This is a genomic window from Streptococcus mitis, assembly GCF_019929545.1.
GTDB classification, from domain to species: Bacteria; Bacillota; Bacilli; order Lactobacillales; family Streptococcaceae; genus Streptococcus; species Streptococcus mitis_BU.
The window spans coordinates 1-17173 of record NZ_JAHZPT010000036.1 but is presented as its reverse complement, the minus strand read 5'-3'; the positions used below and the strand labels follow the sequence as shown (position 1 = coordinate 17173).

The following is a 17173-nucleotide window of genomic DNA, read 5'->3' as shown; positions in this document are numbered from 1 at the left end:
ATAATAACCTCATCTTATGATAAGGCTATTATCTCATATTTTGGTGTCCATTGGATAGGTTTTTAGAGGTGCCCTATATGATTATGACCATGAAACAAAGTAAAATCAAACCGAGTGATCTGAGGAAGCACCCGATGATCATGAAACGTTATTAAACACAAAAGTCACCCATGTGAGTTCTTGCCAGAAGCTGAAGTTAATCCTTCAACCTGGAAAACTCGCAGAGGTGACTTTTTCTATACATCTCGATTTTTCTGGCAATAATCATTAACCGATAAATATGTCTGTGAATCACCCAGCGACTCCGCTATGTCCATAATCCGCGGTGGTAGTAATCCCACTCGCTGGACAAGTTCGTGATTGCTGAACAATTCCCGTGGACTGCCGGCGAAGCCAAACTTCCCGTGTTCCATAACATACACCGACTCAAACTCGGCGGCGACCCAATCCATGTCATGGGTGATGGTCACAACTTGGTGGCCCGAATCAGCCAACTGATGGAAAATTGCGGTCAACTTGCGCCGGCTTTCCCAATCAAGCGACATCATCGGCTCATCAAATAAATAAATCGCCGGATCCACTGCCAAAACTGTGGCAACGCTCAATAGCTTGCGTTCCGACAATGACAGGTCATATGGACTTTCAGCTGTTTTATCATCCAAGCCAACTCTTTTTAGAGCCGCTAAAGCCCGCCTCGTAATCGTGTCGTGGTCATCCATGACCTGCGCGACACTCCACTCCACCTCTCGTTGAACGGTCGGGTTGAAAAGCTGATCGTCAGGATTCTGAAAAGTAATCCCAACCTTCAGTAACTTTTCGACTGGTTTAAGATCATTAAAATTTTCTCCATCGATCTTAATCACACCGGTTTGTGGTGTCAGCAAACCCGTCAACAATTTGAAGAGCGTTGATTTGCCGGCACCATTTTGGCCGACAATCGCCACCATCGGATCGACGAAGTGTTTGTCTTCAACATCCAAGCTAAAGGACCGTTCCGGATAAGTGAACGTCAGGTGGCTCAGTTCAATTGTGGACATAACTAACCTCCTTCAGATCAGCGTAATTCACCGGATACCGGCCATCAGCCAAGTGCCAATCCATTTTTTGAGCAAGTTGCTGGATTGTAGGGGCTGGAATCTGCCAGTCAGCTGCCAAATGATTAAACACCTCACCCGGCCTGCCCTGGGCTACCATTTGACCCTCGTGCAGCACCCACACAACGTCGGCGACTTCGCACAAATCGTCAATTTCACTGGTGACAATGAAGACAGTCGTCTCTTTGACTTGGGCCAGCCATTGGAAAAATTGTCGGCGGCCAAGGGGATCCATTTGACTGGTCGGATCATCCATAATCAAAACAGCCGGGTTAGCCGCAATCGCCGTGGCAATTGCCAACCGCTGGCTCTGACCACCGGAAAGGCTCTCGGGACGCAAATTCAGCTGTTCAATCAGCCCCATTTGCGTGGCAACTTCTTCAACCCGTTTTTGAATCAGTCCTTCAGCCATTCCCTGATTAATCAAGTCAAAGGCGATTTCATCGGCAACCGTGTCTGCCAACCCGCTTAGTTGGCCAGCTGGATTTTGCAGTACAACTCCATTCATGGCATTATAAACGGGCCAATTGTCGGACACTCGCTGGCCAAACATGTGCCAATCGCCCTCAATCTCAGCAGACACAATTTTGGGAATGACCCCTGCCAGCACACGACACAAAGTCGATTTGCCGGAGTGGCTATTCCCGATAATCCCAACCACCTGGCCAGTATGAACCTCCGCGTTAATCTGACGCAGTTGTGGTTGCTCAGTACCCGGATAACGGGTGGTCAAATTTTCAATTACAATCCGTTTATCTTCGTCCATATCTTCCACCCAATCAATAAAATTGCCAATCCAGTCAGACCAATGTGCAGCGTCCGCGACAGGCGATACACGCGCTGGGAGGTTCTGACAGTCCGGTTGAGATTATCAAAACCTCTCAGTTGGAGAGAAATCGACCGCGTCATCGATTGATCCAAGGTCTTAATCACCAATGGAATTAGAACCGGCAGGACTGACTTTAATTTCTGAATCAACGTTTTTTGCGGATTGGTTCCGCGAACTTTTTGTGCCTGCTGGATTTTCCGCATATTGCGCATCATTTCCGGCAAAATATAACACACCGACATCAGAACGTAGACGGTTTTATAAGACAATCCGGACAGTTCCAAATAGGCCGCGTTTTCTGAAATACTCGTGGTCACCATAAAAAAGCCACTGGTCAAAATAATCACCAATACTCGACAACCCAGAGTAGTGGCGTAAATCAGGCCTTCTTTGTAGAACGACACCCCAAGCACAGAAAACAGCACAGTTTGATTCCGACTGTAAAATAACCCTTGGATGATTAGCATGGTGCAAATCAGAAACAGGCTGAATCCCAGCGCCTTAAAGGTGGTAGAACTCAATTTGGAAAATAACAATAGCAGTGTTGCGACAAGAATTAATCCGGCCTGAAGCAATAAATTCATACTGGCAAAGCTCAACAACGTCATGTCCAAGATGAACAAGAGCTTAGTAATCGGATCGATCACCTGGTACCACTTGAGATTGACCCGTGGCGCTCCAGAAATCAATGTTTTATCAGTCATCATTTATCATCGCTAAAGAAGTGCACCATCCGCTTCGGCAGCTGACGATAGATGAAGAATGACAGGTAGGCCACGCAGACTTTATCCAAAATATCCAAGATAAACTCATCGGTAAATGAGGCCAGCCACACTGGTGCATGATTGGCGACCATTACCGCAAACAATGAGTCACCCCAAGCGATACCGGTCTGACCACCCCAAAAGATGACGTTGAGTGGCGTTGAAATGACAGCTGAAACGATGGCAATAATAATAGCAGAAACAAATACTCGTCGCGCTGACGAGAACCACCCATTGGCGTGCAAAACTCCGACAGCAATCCCAATTCCGATGCTGGTAATCGCATACACGGTTGAAATTGGCGATAAGGTCAGCCCATAGATCACGTTGTTGATGAAACCACTAATGGCACCGGCAACCGGCCCAGCCAACATGCTGGTAAGAAAGGTTCCCAAAGATCCCAGCCAAACGGGCAACTTTAACCCCTCCGCCAAGGCTTTGGCAACATAGTTAATCCCCACGGCAGCGGGAATCAAAGTCATGGTGGCAGCACTTAACTTAAATTTCCACATACTGGTACGATGAATCGGTTCTGTTTTCATAATCTTCTCCTTTTGTTTTTAAAGAGCCGTGTCTGGATAGACTTTCGGACGCAACGCTCTATTATATATCTACTGAACTGTCTATACACAAGATTTCCATCCTTAGTCGACATGAGCTGGAAATCTTTATTTGTTAAGTAGTTCACAACACATTATACACCTATTTTGTGAATAGTCAAGTGTATTTACAGTAAAATTTTAGAAAATCATAAAAATTTCCTCTTATTTTCCATTTTGAAAGACATTCAGTAACTCTAATATCAAAAAAGCCCAGACGACATTGTCTGAGCATTATTTTATATAGTCGTTTAAGCAAGTTGAGTTTCGCATTTTCAAGCTATTTCTTCAACAAACCTTGTTCTTGGAGAAACTCTTTGGCTACTTGTTCTGCTGACTTGCCTTCAACACCGACTTGGTAGTTGAGCTGGCTCATCTGGCTTTCAGTAATTTTACCAGCCAATTTATTGAGAACTTTCTCCAACTCAGGATGCTTCTTAAGCAAAGCTTCTTTCATGAGTGGCGCTCCTTGATAAGGTGGGAAGAGTTGCTTGTCATCTTCCAAGACCTGCAAATCATAACGCGCTAATTCCGCATCAGTTGAATAGGCATCCGTGATTTGAATATCGCCTGACTGAATTGCCTGATAGCGAAGGGCTGGCTCCATGGTCGCTACATTGAGGTTAAGACCATACATTGATTGCAAGCCCTTATTTCCATCTTCACGGTCATTAAATTCGAGAGTAAAGCCTGCCTTTAACTGTCCTTCCACTTTTTTCAAGTCTGAAATGGTCTTCAAGCCATATTCTTGAGCAATCTTTTTCGGAACAGCTACAGCGTAGGTATTTTGATAAGACATAGGTTTGAGATAGGCTAGATGATCCTGTTTAGCAATACCATCACGCGCCACATCATAAACCTGCTCTGGCTCATGACTCACTTTCGGTGATGGTTGAAGCAGGCTTTCAGTCACCGTACCAGTAAATTCAGGATAGATGTCAATATCGCCTTTTTTCAGAGCTTCATAGAGGAAGCTTGTTTTCCCAAAATTCGGTTTAACAGTCGCAGTCATACTGGTATTTTCTTCAATCAGCAACTTATACATATTGGCCAAAATTTCTGGTTCTGGACCCAATTTCCCAGCAATCACCAAGTTTTCTTTCTCTTTTTGAGCTAGTAAGGCTGGACTATAAGACAGACCGAGCAATATTGTCACCAAAGCAAAACCAGAAAAAATCGTCCGCAATTTTGCTTTTTCCATCACTTTTAATAGTAAGTTAAAGGCAATAGCCAGCACTGCAGAAGAAAGTGCCCCAATCAAAATCAGACTGGCATTATTACGGTCAATTCCCAAAAGGATAAAGGACCCCAGTCCACCTGCACCAATCAAGGCCGCCAAGGTTGCCGTACCAATAATCAATACTGCTGCCGTGCGAATCCCAGACATAATGACAGGCATGGCAAGTGGAATTTCAAACTTCTTGAGGCGCTCCCATCTAGTCATCCCAAAGGCAATCCCAGCCTCTTGCAGACTCGGATCAATTCCCTTTAGCCCAGTGATGGTATTTTGCAAAATCGGAAAAATCGCATAAATCACTAGTGCTGTCAAAGCCGGCAAGGTTCCAATTCCCATCAAGGGGATAAAGAGCCCCAACAAGGCCAGAGACGGGATAGTCTGGAAAATCCCTGCAATCTGCAAGACCCAGTCCGCCAACTTCTCATGATAGCGGAGATAAACAGCCAAAGGAATCGCGATAAAAATAGCCAGCAACAAGGTCAAAAGTGACAACTGCAAATGCTGAGATAGAGCTGTCAACCAATCACTAAAACGATCCTGAAAAGTTGCAATTAAATTAGTCATGAACACTACCTCCAAACAAGTCTGCTACAAAGTCTGTTGCAGGCGCTTTTAAAATCGTCTCAGGATTCGCTACCTGGCGAATCTCTCCATCCTGCAAGACAGCAATACGGTCCGCCAATTTCAAAGCTTCATCCGTATCATGGGTCACAAAAATCGTTGTCATCCCAAACTCTTTATGCAATTCTTTAGTCAAAACCTGCAACTGTTTTCTTGAAATAGCATCAAGAGCCGAAAAAGGCTCATCCATGAGGAGAATCTTAGGCTGACCAATCATAGCCCGTACAATTCCAACCCGTTGCTGTTCTCCACCAGATAATTCACTAGGCAAACGATGCCCATACTCAGCTACTGGTAAACCAACCTTTGCCAAAAGCTCTTCTGTTTTCTGAGCAATTTCTTCCTTAGTCCAGCCCTTCATTTCAGGAATCAGGGCAATATTTTCCGCAACTGTTAGATTAGGAAAGAGAGCAATAGCCTGTAAAACATAACCAGTAGAAAGACGAAGTTCACGCTCATCATAGTCTTTGATACGCTTGCCATCCATATAAATATTTCCATCAGTTGGTTCCAAAAGACGGTTGACCATCTTAATCATGGTCGTCTTACCGGACCCAGATGGCCCAACTAAAACCATAAACTCTCCATTCTCAATCCGTAAATTAACATCTCTCAAGACATCTTTTTCTGTGTAACGTAAAGCTACATTTTTGTATTCAATCATTCTGTATCCTCAATTTAAAATTTCCCTCGATTGGTCAAATCTTCTACCTTAAGCATGACTTCCTTATTGTCCCAATGTTCCACAATTTTCCCGTTTTCTAGACGGAAGATATCGTACTGGGCATAAGCAACTCCATCAATCTGAGTCTGACCATAGCTAACCACATAGTTTCCTTGTCCTAAGAGTTGAAAAACAAAGTCAAAAGTGGCCCTTACTTATAAACAGCTAATTTGCTCCATTTTAAACCTCATTTTCCTTCTCTTTCAGATTAGCCAAAATTCTTTCTTGAAAGGCTTCAAACTGCCGAATTTCTTCCTCGGTGAATCCTTTATAAAAGATAGTATCCAATTTCTGACTGACACGATGCCCCACTTCTTTCTGAGACTGCCCCAACTCTGTTAAAATCAAATACTTCTTACGCTTATCTTCTCCACATGGACTAATAGTTACAAGATTTTGTTCCTCTAGCTTTTTAATCATCGTCGTCAGTGTATTGTTAGCAAGCCCAGTTTCCAGAGCAATATCTGTCGCAGTTGCGCAGCCAGTTTTACTATTCCATAAAACCGCTAAAATCTTCCCCTGTTCACTCCGATAAAGAGCTTCAGAATCTTGGTTCACTAACTTTTGAAAAATCCGTCCATTCAACAAACGAATATGATGGGCTACCAAATGACTATCTTTCATGACACCTCCAATTTATTTCGATATCGAAACGAATAAAATAATTGTAACACTCACTATTCCAATTGTCAACTATTTCGATTTAGAAATAATTTTTCCCAGTAAAAAAATCTCCTACTCAAGGTAGAAGATTTCAATCTTATAAAACTTAATCCGTCATGTCCGATACCAACGTTCGATGCTCCAATGGAACACTGCACATAACTAGCAAGAAAATGAAACCTGACTGAATCCAGAAGAGGGCCAGGTCAAAGATTCCGTGTACAGCAACCACTGTAAGGAAAGATAGATAAAGACCAATAATCGGACGTTTCCCCGACTCCTGACTCATATCCATCATCAAGCGAACAGGAGCCACAGAAGACAAAACTAGTAAAATAGTCCCTACAATTCCGTAACTCAGAATCGTATCAATATAAAGACTGTGAGCATGTTCATGATAAGGAGCATTTATCCGAGGATACGAGTGCATGTAGGTCAATGGCCCTTCACCCCAAAAAGGATTTTGCTTAAACAAGGCCATCCCAGCATCCCAGATAGAAATGCGTTCTTCCATAGAAGAGTCTAAAGTCCCCATCCGAACTCCCAAATCACTAGAAAAGAGGAAGCTCAAGCCAATCGCAAAGACCCCAATACTAAGCCAAAAGGCCTTCCAGTTTTTAATGGTCGTAAAGAGATAGATAATGGCACCAGCGATAATAGCAGGAAAGGCAGTTCGATTTTGCGTAAAGTTCAAACCAAAGAGATTCACAAAGCCTGCAATCACACAGAATACTTTCAACCAATTCAACTTGGTCGTTGTAAACAGATAGAAGGCAATCATGATACAGAAACAACAAATAATTCCATAATAATTAGGATTAAAGAAGGTCACTTCTGCACGATTCTGATGCCACACCTGCATGTTAGGTGAAAGAAAAGCATAGTTGAATTTCTTCACAATTTGGAAATGTTCTAAACTCGCAAAAGCAGCTGACAAAACGCTACCAAACAAGACGAGCTGCAAAATCAATCGAAAGAATTTATGTGATAAAATCGACTGATAATGCAAAAAGAAAACAGTAAATAGAAAAATTCCTACTGAAGCCACAACTCCCATCCAATTTTGTGCAAAAACGGATATAACAGTACTATAGCCAAGAAAAAGAAGCAGCATCGGATGCTCCCCCATTTTCTGAAGAATACTTTTCATGTCTCCTGTGAAAATTAAACTGATAATATATAAACAGAATACAACTACAAAAAGATAAAAGGGTAAAAAGATACTCAGGATAATTCCCAATAAAATCAGCTCTTTACTAGACAACCCTTTCAGCTTTTCAATAAAGCCTATTGATTTCAAAATGAATCCTTTCTCTCCAAATCAGTTGATTCAGATAATAGTAAGCTACCCTATATTGTACCACTTTTTTAGCAATTTGAAAACAAAGGAAACGTTTTCTAAAATAAAAACCCTATTTTATCAACCATATCAAGGCTTCAAAATGTTACTTCAATTCCGTTCTCAATTACCCGATAAGTCTGATTTTGCAGATCAATTTCTACTACTGCTGTTACGGACTTATCTTTATTTTGACGTTTGATTACAATGCTGTGGGCTGTTGGTGTTTCAACGTCAATAGTTCCTTCTAAATCAAATGCTACTGATCGATTACGGAAAGAAAATAGATTGAGAAGGGCCTTCACTACAGGACGTTGGACTTCTTCTGCTATTTCCTCATTGCTATAGTAATGACGATTAATATTTCGACCTTCTTTAGTTTCTTCTAATAATTTCAAATCATTCTTGCCTGCTAATATACCTACATAGTAAACCTGAGGAATACCTGGGGCAAAAGCTTGAATTAGACGAGCGAGAAAATACTTAACATCATCATCTCCAAGCGCAGAATAGTAAGTCGAATTGATTTGGTAGATATCTAAATTGTTATACTCGGCACTGGAGTACTTACGTTTGACATTAGCTCCAACCTTATAGAGTTCATTTGAAGCATAGTCAATCTCCTCATCTGTCAGGATATCCTTGACATCCACCACTCCAATCCCATCATGGGTGTCTAGCGTCGTAAATTGCTTCATTGGGCTCATCTTTAACCACTTAGCCAAACGCTCTGTTCTGGAACTGTAAAGAGTATAAAGTGTCACCATTGGAAGAGCAAAATCATAAACATAGTAATCATGGTCTGCTATTTTAAACTGAATCGAATAGTGTTCATGAATCTCAGGTAAAAGCTCTGTCCCATACTCAGCAGCGATATCTCGAACTTTGTCCAATAAATCCCAAATATCTGGTTCTACAAAGAAATCATTAGTATCCAATTTCTTCACTGCATAAGCAAAGGCATCTAGACGAATCAAATCACACCCATTACTTGCCAAATGCTGAATGGTCTTACGGATAAATTCCATCGTTACTTCTTTGGTCACATCAAGATCAATCTGCTCCTCACCAAAGGTGTTCCACAAATGTTCCACTGACCCATCTTCAAACACAATCTCTTGCTTTGGTGCACGATCCTTACGCTTGTAAATTAAATCTACATCAGCTTGTGTCGGACGATTTTCCGGCCAAAACTTATCCCAGTTTAGAAAGAGATCTTTAAATTCACTTGCTTCATGTTTTTCTTGATAATCCTTATAATACTTGGATTGACGAGAAATATGATTAATCATAAAGTCAAACATAAGATAATACTTCTCACCTAAACGCTTAACATCCTCCCAATCACCAAAAGCTGAATCCACTTCGTCGTAGTCAACTGGCGCAAATCCACGATCACCTGTTGATGGGAAAAATGGTAGAAGGTGAACTCCCCCAATAGCATCTCCAAAATACTCTTCCAAATTCTCATATAAGTCTTTAAGATTATTTCCCAGACTATCTGAATAGGTAATCAACATGGTTTTATTCTGAATTGGCATCATTACTCTCCTTTTTCTAATTGAAGCCAAGTCTTATATGACTTGGCTTCGTAAATCAAGTTCATGTTATACTCTTCGAAAATCTCTTCAAATCACGTCAGCTTTATCTGCAACCTCAAAGCTGTGCTTTGAGCAACCTGCGGCTAGCTTCCTAGTTTGCTCTTTGATTTTCATTGAGTATTAAATCTCTGTTTATCATCAAACTCGTACTAATATAGACTGTGATAAACTAAGTACTACTTTCTTGTTTTCTACATAGAATTATCAACAAGCTGAACCCTTCCTCTGTGTCAAAGACTATAGATTCTATGAGTTCTTCTTACTTCACTGCTCCGTTGCTCATGCCTGAAATAATATGTTTTTGGAAGATGAGGTAGACGACAGTAATTGTTACAATTCCTACAATATAGGATGCAAAACTTGGCCCATAGTCATTAAAATACTGACCTTGGTAGTTGTACTGGAAGAGAGGCAAAGTCCACAGCTTGGAATCCTTATTCAAAATTAACAATGGCAACATAAAGTCATTCCAGAACCATAATGCATTGATAATCAAGGTTGTAGCATGCATGGGCTTCAGCATTGGAAAGATAATTCGACGGTAAGTTGTAAATCGATCAGCCCCATCAATTTCTGCAGCTTCATCTAAACTATCTGGTACACTGATTTTAATATAACCAACATACAAGAAGAGGGTCTGTGGAATTGCATAAGTTAGATAAAGTAGCACCAACCCCCACATATTTGCCAGGCCGAGTTTGCTCATCATAACTGTGATAGGAATCATAATCACCTGAAATGGAACAAATATCCCTAAGATCAAGAGCGAATACATAATTGCAAAGGCTTTTTTCTTGGACATATTTCGAGCAATGGAATAAGCTGCAGCTGGTATAAAGAAGGCTACTACAATCAATGATAATACCGTAATAACAGCTGAATTCCAGAAATAGCCTCCAATCCCATCCGAAATCAATCGTTCATAATTGCTTAATGTAAAAGGATTGGGCAAACCAAAGAAATGATTCATGATATCCTTGGTTATCTTGAAGGAACTAAAAACCGTTACTAACAAAGGAACAAGTATGAGAATACCACCTACTATCAAGAGGACATACTTCCAAAACTGATTCAATTTTTCTTCTTTTTTCATGTGTAAGACTCCCCTATTAGATTTCAAATTTCTTTGATAGTTTGATTTGGATAAGAGAAACAATTCCAATAATTAAGAATAAAATCAAGGCAATTGCATTCGCATATCCATATTGATTACTCTTGAAGGCATAGTTGTAGACTAAAAGACCAAGAGAGGTTGTAGCATTATTTGGACCACCACTCGTCAAGGCAAAAATTTGGTCAAAGGCAGTCAAACCAGACTTAAGAGCTAGGATAAAAACCATAGAAATCGTTGGTAGCAAATATGGTAATTCAATTTTCCAAAAAGTTTGTTTACTTGTTGCACCATCAATTGATGCCGCCTCCAAAATATCACTTGGAATACTCTGAAGACCAGCAAGAAAGAGAATAATCGGCATTGCTACTCCTTGCCATAGAAGAACAAAAATAGTTGCCACTACCGCTCCGATTGGTGTTCCTAATAGACTTTCTTGTAAAAAACTAATCCCTAAAATTTTTCCAATCGTTGGAAGACCATAGTTGAAGAATTGTTTAAAAATCAAGGAAACTGTCAAACCAGACAAAACAGCTGGGAAAAAGAACCAAGCTCTAAAGAAGGTCTGCCCTTTCATCTTAGAATTTAAGGCTCGAGCCACAACCATCCCAATTGTAATCTCTCCAATAATCAATGCTAGGGTTAAAATCAAAGTAAAAGCAATGGCTGTGAAGAATTTCCCATCAATCATCAGCAATTTGTAGTTATTCAGACCAACAAATTTATAATTATAGGTCAATCCAGTCCAGTTAGTCAAACTATAGAAAGCACCTTGTACCATCGGAAAGTAAAAGAAGATAGCTTGTAATGCAAGCGGGATGAGCAAAAAAGTCCAACCCCAGTATTTATTTAAAAATTTTCGAATAGCCATATCATCTTAACTCCTATTCTAGTCCAAATCTGCCTTCATTGGATTAAAGAAAGCATTGAGATTGTTTGCCATATTTTTCAGATTTTTATCCATCAAGTAACCTGCACTTAGATTGAAAAAATCTTCTTCAGAATTCCAGTGTTGGCCCAACCAAACATAATGTTTATCCGTAAATGCTAGTTTAGAAATCTCTGCAAGTGCTGAATCTTCTTTTTCCTGTATACCTTTCACAGCAACTGGTGAACCATCCACATCATAATATGCTTGCATAGCTTTTGGACTAGTCATATAGCTGATAAATTCTTCGGTTTCTTTAGGATGTTTGGTAGTAGCTGAAGTTGATAATGCCATGTCCCCTGCACCAACAGTGACTTCTTTTCCTACTTCTTCTCCTGGGAAGGCAAACATCCCCACATCAAATTTTGGATCCTGTTGATTAATTGCCGCTAATGCCCATGATCCTTGTGGCATCATAAAAGCTTTTTCATTCGAGAATGCGACCACCGCATCATTATAAGAGGCACCACGCCATCCATCTTGAGCATTATCCGCCAACAAATCTAGTCGTTCTGCATCTGCTTTTAAAATAGCATCATCTACAGAAATAGCATTTGGTTTTGAAAAGCGAAGATAGTTATTAGCTGCGTCTCCACTGCCTGTAATGGTAATGAGAGAAAGTTGGTGATAACCGTTTAATGTCCATCCTTCATTGCCTGCAACTGCAAACGGAGAATTCCCACTATCTTTTATCTTTTTAACAATCTCTTGAAACTCTTTAAAAGTCTTCGGTTCCTCAAGTCCTAATTCCTTAAACTTTGTTTTATTGTAATAGATTCCATAAAGGTTAGCAGTTAAAGGCACACTATAAATCTTGTTATTGATTGCATACTTTTCGGCATAGTCATTCTTAATATTCTCAAGATAGGACTTCCCTGTCATATCTGCAAAGTAACCTGCTTTTGCCCACTCCTGAAAATCCATATTTTGAGGATAGATATTAACAATATCTGGAACATCTCCTGATAAAATCCGAGTCTTCAGAACAATTCCAGCTGCCGGAACAGTCGTCAGTTTTACATCAATAGTAGGATGATCCTTTTCAAAATTATCTACAATTTTTTGCAAAGTATCCGCCATTTCGGTCTTCTGGTTAAAAAATTCAATCGTTACCTTTCCATCAGTCGATTGATTATTCTGACCACAAGCTGCTAGACCTAGTAAACTAGCCCCAGCGACTAAAAGAAAACCTGCTTTCTTATACCATTTCATTGGAAAGCCTCCTTTATAAATTTATACACCTTTATTATAGTCTTCTAAAAATATACTGTCTACTCAAAAAATCTCCTTGGGATAAAATAACAGTTAAACCCGCATACATTAGTTCTGTACCTGAGTAAACTTCGCCATTTTCCTGTAATTCATATAGTCCCTCTTCATCCAAATCTTTTAACTTTAAAGTTGTTTCCATAGTCTCTACAACTGATAAAACGCGAACGTAGGTTACAATCGTTTGATTTTTGTAATTAAATTGTAGAGCTGCTTCATTGGATGTAGACTCGGGATTGATTAACCTATATTGTTGTCCTAACTGAACTACTGGTCGTAATTCTTTATACAAGTTCACCTGATTAGCAATCTCAGCTTTCTCTTCAGCTGATAAACTTGTCAAATCAAGCTCAAATCCCAAATTTCCCATCATTGCTACATGACCACGTGTTTCTAATGGTGTCGTTCGCCCCATCTGATGATTCGGTACTGCTGACACATGAGCCCCCATAGAAATGGTTGGATAGAGATAGGATGAACCGTATTGAATTGGTAAACGTGCAATAGCATCAGTATTATCACTAGCCCAGACTTGTGGGAAATAACGCATCATACCAAGATCATTTCGTCCACCGCCACCAGAGCAGGACTCAAAGAGAATATGGCTGTGCTTCTCTGTCAGATAAGAAACGAGTTCGTAAAGCCCCAGCATGTACTGATGAGATTGCATCTGTGTCTCTAGATAGTTTGATCCATTCCCTAGCTTAGTCATATTGCGGTTCATATCCCATTTGATGTAGTCAATCTCATGATAAGATAGGAGTTGATCTAAGACATTTTTCAAGTATTCTACTACCTGAGGATTGGCAAGATTAAGTACTAATTGATTTCTAGAATAGGTATGCTCATATCCTGAAACCTGAATCGCCCAGTCAGGATGTTTACGATACAAATCGCTATCTACAGAAATCATTTCAGGTTCTAACCAAAGCCCAAACTGCAAACCTCTTTCGTGGATAGCTGAAATCAGACTTTCAAGACTTCCACCCAGTTTTTTCTCATTAACAATCCAATCACCTAAAGCACGATTATCATCAAAGCGATTGCCAAACCAACCATCATCTAATACAAAAAGTTCAATGCCAACTTTCTTAGCTTCATCTGCTAACTCTAACAGTTTTTCTCTCTGAAAATCAAAGTAAGTAGCTTCCCAGTTATTAATTAGAATTGGGCGTTCTTTTGTAGAAAATTTACTTGGCATAATGTGCTTCAGTACAAAATTCTGACTTTCATGACTAACACCAGTTAATCCCTTATCTGAATAGGTCACTAAAGCTACCGGTGTTTCAAAGTATTCCTCAGGGTCTAACTTCCAAGAAAAGTTTTCCGAATTAATCCCAATAGCCAGCCGAACTTCATTCAATTGATTCTTTTGAACAAAAGCTTCAAAGTTTCCACTATACATTAGTTGAATAGCAAACACATTCCCAGCATCCTCTGCGACTCCTTGATCACATAAGAGAAGAGCTGGTGTTTGAGCATGCCCAGAAGCCCCACGGTTCGAACTAATCGAAAAGATTCCTTGTTCTACCTGTTGACGTCGAACGGTCTTTTCACGAGCATAAGCACCCTGCAGAGTTACGATCTCGTAAGCTGCCGCTGGAAAATCAGCCATAAAAGAAAAGTCTTTATGAATGACAACTTCCTGGTTACTATTATTTCCCAATTTACTGTAGCTAGCAATTGTCGCATTATTATCAAAAGCAGTATAATACAAATTCAGACTAAGTTGAGCCTTAGAATCTTCTAACATTAAGACAAGAGTCTCTGTATTATCCATGCTATGTGGAGAAGGTAAGCCCTGTGGACCATTCTGACCTTTTAAAATTTTTGCTTCGACAAATCGAAAGTCTGTTACTTCAGTTACACTATGCTGAATCTGTATAGTTGGTTTCCTAAAATCTCCTAAGCCATGTTGTCCAAAAATTTGACGTTGAGTATCTAAACTAAAGGTTCGATTAGTAGCTGTTGGATTTCCTGAAAAGGCATGGTCTCGTTCATAAACACTATTGGAACCTTTATAGTTCTTAATAGTCTTTCCTAAATGTTTCAAAAGTAAGTAACCATTTCGATTTTCAATAATCAAACTTAGATTTTTACTCTCAACATAAAATAGATTATTCTCTATCCTAACTCCCATTTACTTCACCTCATCACTTTATTGACTATATTTTATCATCTGAAATCGCTTTCTAAAATAGAAAAATGTCTCAAGAATATGGTAAAATGTTAGGTAGGAGGTATCACATGCTAGTTTTTTCAGAATACCAGACTGGAACAATTGACCTTTCCCTAAGCTTTTATGGATATGAGGAATGCACACCTAGTTACTCTTTTGGTCCAGCAATTCGAGATACATACGTCCTGCATTACATTACCAAAGGACAAGGAACATTTCATTACAAGGGTAAAATTGTTGATTTAAAAGAGGGAGATTTCTTTCTATTAAAACCAGAGGAACTAACCTTTTATCAAGCAGATAGTAAAGAACCTTGGGCCTACTACTGGTTAGGAATCACTGGAGGGAAAGCTCCTGATTATTTTGCTCTTTCTCAAATTTCTGATCAATCCTATCTCATCCAATCTGAAACTTGTCATACCCAGACCACTGCAAAACTCATCTCAGACATTGTCCGCTTCGCTCAGATTACCAAATCAAATGAATTAGCTCAACTCCATATCATGGGACAACTCCATGAACTGATGTTTCATCTGGGAACTATTGCTCCCAATCAGAAGAAAAAGAATATTTCATCGACCCACCAACTCTATCTTGAATGCAAACGATTAATTGATAGCCACTATCCTCAATCACTTACAATTCAAGATTTAGCAAAAGAACTATCCGTTCACAGAAGCTACTTATCAAGCGTATTCAAAGAATTTAACACCTTATCTCCAAAAGAATACCTACTATACGTTCGAATGTATCGAGCTAAACAACTCCTCGAAAATACCCAAGAGTCAATCAAGGTAATTGCATACTCGGTAGGCTTTTCAGATCCACTACATTTTTCTAAAGTTTATAAACAATACTTTAATCAGACTCCAAGTCAAACAAGAAAAGAATATTCTCAACACCAACTAGTGAGAAAGGAAACACTATGAAATCCTACCAAGCCATCTACAAAATTCTAGCTAAAGAAACCGACTATATCAGCGGAGAAAAGATTGCAGAAGAACTATCACTGACCCGAACATCAATTTGGAAAGCCATCAAGCGTTTAGAACAAGAAGGCATTGAAATTGATAGTATCAAAAACAAAGGCTATAAACTGGTGAATGGGGATCTTATTCTTCCAGAACTTCTAGAACAAAATCTTCCAATTAAAATCAGTTTTAAACCCGAAACAAGATCAACACAACTCGATGCAAAAGAAGCAATTGATTTAGGAAATGAAGCAAACACCCTCTATCTAGCTTCCTATCAAACAGCTGGCCGAGGCCGTTTTCAACGTTCTTTCTACTCACCCCAAGGTGGCATTTATATGACACTCCATCTTAAACCCAATCTCCCCTATGACCAATTACCATCCTACACACTACTTGTAGCAGGAGCTATCTACAAAGCCATTAAGAACCTAACTTTAATAGATGTCGACATAAAATGGGTCAATGATATCTACCTCAAAAATCATAAAATTGGAGGAATCCTCACTGAGGCAATGACGTCAGTAGAAACTGGCTTAGTCACAGATATCATTATTGGAGTAGGAATCAACTTTACTATCAAAGACTTCCCTCAAGAATTAAAAGAAAAAGCTGCTAGTTTATTCAAAGCTCCAGCACCTATTACCAGAAATGAATTAATCATAGAAATCTGGCGTTCTTTCTTCAAAACGCCAGCAGATGAGTTATTATACCTATATAAAAAACAGTCATTCGTTCTAGGAAAAGAAGTGACTTTCACACTAGATCAAAAAGACCACAAGGGACTTGCTAAAGATATCTCTGAAAGTGGAAAACTTTTAGTTCAATGTGATAACGGAAAAGAAATCTGGCTCAATAGCGGAGAAATTTCACTCAAGAGTTGGAAGTAGTAATAAACAAGCACAACCATAAAATCAACAATATATAAAGATTTTAGCTTTTCTGCAGCCCACTACAGTTGACAAAGAGCGAAAAAAACTTCAGATAAGTAATCCAATTAAGTTTTACAAATCTGAAGTTTTTATTCTACTATTCTTAAAAATACAAAAAAAGAGTTATAAACTCTCAATAAAACGGAGAATAAGGGATTCGAACCCTTGCGCCAGTTACCCGACCTAACGATTTAGCAAACCGTCCTCTTCAGCCTCTTGAGTAATTCTCCTATTAATGGGCACGAGTGGACTCGAACCACCGACCTCACGCTTATCAGGCGTGCGCTCTAACCACCTGAGCTACGCGCCCAA

15 protein-coding genes, 2 tRNA genes and 1 pseudogene are annotated in these 17173 nt (G+C 39.7%); 2 read left to right on the top strand and 16 right to left on the bottom strand.

The window, feature by feature from the left end; all coding sequences use genetic code 11:
• Positions 1-236 precede the first annotated feature (236 nt).
• From K1I71_RS08675 to K1I71_RS08610, 14 genes and pseudogenes are all read right to left on the bottom strand, one after another.
• Positions 237-1037: an energy-coupling factor ABC transporter ATP-binding protein gene (locus K1I71_RS08675; protein ID WP_223330752.1), complete on the bottom strand. Its 801-nt coding sequence runs from the start codon at positions 1035-1037 to the stop codon at positions 237-239.
• A complete protein-coding gene (locus K1I71_RS08670) occupies positions 1024-1860 on the bottom strand; it encodes an ABC transporter ATP-binding protein (protein ID WP_223330751.1) in 837 nt (278 codons plus the stop codon). The genes K1I71_RS08675 and K1I71_RS08670 overlap by 14 nt, the downstream gene beginning before the upstream one ends.
• Complete coding sequence (locus K1I71_RS08665) at positions 1836-2627, bottom strand: energy-coupling factor transporter transmembrane component T (protein WP_223330750.1); 792 nt, start codon at positions 2625-2627, stop codon at positions 1836-1838. Before K1I71_RS08665 ends, K1I71_RS08670 begins: the two co-directional genes overlap by 25 nt.
• Entirely contained in the window at positions 2627-3229 is a 603-nt protein-coding gene (locus K1I71_RS08660) for an ECF transporter S component (protein WP_125453206.1), read from the bottom strand. The genes K1I71_RS08665 and K1I71_RS08660 overlap by 1 nt, the downstream gene beginning before the upstream one ends.
• Before the next feature lie 337 nt (positions 3230-3566).
• Positions 3567-5087 carry an ABC transporter permease/substrate-binding protein gene (locus K1I71_RS08655; RefSeq protein ID WP_070480274.1) on the bottom strand — a complete coding sequence of 507 codons (1521 nt, stop codon included), beginning with the start codon at positions 5085-5087 and terminating at the stop codon, positions 3567-3569.
• Positions 5080-5808, bottom strand: a complete 729-nt coding sequence (locus K1I71_RS08650; protein ID WP_223330749.1) for an ATP-binding cassette domain-containing protein — start codon at positions 5806-5808, stop codon at positions 5080-5082. Before K1I71_RS08650 ends, K1I71_RS08655 begins: the two co-directional genes overlap by 8 nt.
• 14 nt (positions 5809-5822) lie before the next feature.
• A pseudogene (locus tag K1I71_RS08645) lies at positions 5823-6014 on the bottom strand (nuclear transport factor 2 family protein); the annotation flags it as partial.
• Between the two features lie 34 nt (positions 6015-6048).
• Complete coding sequence (locus K1I71_RS08640; RefSeq protein WP_223330748.1) at positions 6049-6492, bottom strand: MarR family winged helix-turn-helix transcriptional regulator; 444 nt, start codon at positions 6490-6492, stop codon at positions 6049-6051.
• A gap of 145 nt (positions 6493-6637) precedes the next feature.
• Positions 6638-7831 (bottom strand): O-antigen ligase family protein, encoded by a 1194-nt coding sequence (locus tag K1I71_RS08635; protein WP_004238796.1) that lies wholly within the window; start codon positions 7829-7831, stop codon positions 6638-6640.
• 137 nt (positions 7832-7968) lie between these two features.
• Complete coding sequence (gene gtfA / locus K1I71_RS08630) at positions 7969-9411, bottom strand: sucrose phosphorylase (protein ID WP_223330747.1); 1443 nt, start codon at positions 9409-9411, stop codon at positions 7969-7971.
• A 319-nt stretch (positions 9412-9730) separates the two neighbouring features.
• Positions 9731-10564 carry a carbohydrate ABC transporter permease gene (locus K1I71_RS08625; protein ID WP_033676402.1) on the bottom strand — a complete coding sequence of 278 codons (834 nt, stop codon included), beginning with the start codon at positions 10562-10564 and terminating at the stop codon, positions 9731-9733.
• 16 nt (positions 10565-10580) lie between these two features.
• Positions 10581-11453, bottom strand: a complete 873-nt coding sequence (locus K1I71_RS08620) for a carbohydrate ABC transporter permease (protein WP_001007686.1) — start codon at positions 11451-11453, stop codon at positions 10581-10583.
• 18 nt (positions 11454-11471) lie between these two features.
• Positions 11472-12722 (bottom strand): extracellular solute-binding protein, encoded by a 1251-nt coding sequence (locus tag K1I71_RS08615; protein ID WP_000872420.1) that lies wholly within the window; start codon positions 12720-12722, stop codon positions 11472-11474.
• 34 nt (positions 12723-12756) lie between these two features.
• Positions 12757-14919, bottom strand: coding sequence for an alpha-galactosidase (locus K1I71_RS08610; RefSeq protein WP_223330746.1), 2163 nt, complete (start codon positions 14917-14919; stop codon positions 12757-12759).
• A gap of 107 nt (positions 14920-15026) precedes the next feature.
• On the opposite strand from K1I71_RS08610, the gene K1I71_RS08605 reads away from it, so the two are divergent.
• Together K1I71_RS08605 and birA are read left to right on the top strand one after the other, a co-directional pair.
• Complete coding sequence (locus K1I71_RS08605) at positions 15027-15887, top strand: AraC family transcriptional regulator (RefSeq protein WP_223330745.1); 861 nt, start codon at positions 15027-15029, stop codon at positions 15885-15887.
• On the top strand, positions 15884-16819 hold the full coding sequence (birA, locus tag K1I71_RS08600) for a bifunctional biotin--[acetyl-CoA-carboxylase] ligase/biotin operon repressor BirA (RefSeq protein WP_223330744.1): 936 nt from the start codon (positions 15884-15886) through the stop codon (positions 16817-16819). The genes K1I71_RS08605 and birA overlap by 4 nt, the downstream gene beginning before the upstream one ends.
• A gap of 184 nt (positions 16820-17003) precedes the next feature.
• Here the strand turns inward: birA and K1I71_RS08595 are convergent.
• Positions 17004-17091, bottom strand: a tRNA-Ser gene (locus K1I71_RS08595).
• A 6-nt stretch (positions 17092-17097) separates the two neighbouring features.
• Positions 17098-17171: transfer RNA gene (locus K1I71_RS08590), tRNA-Ile, on the bottom strand.
• Positions 17172-17173 lie beyond the last annotated feature (2 nt).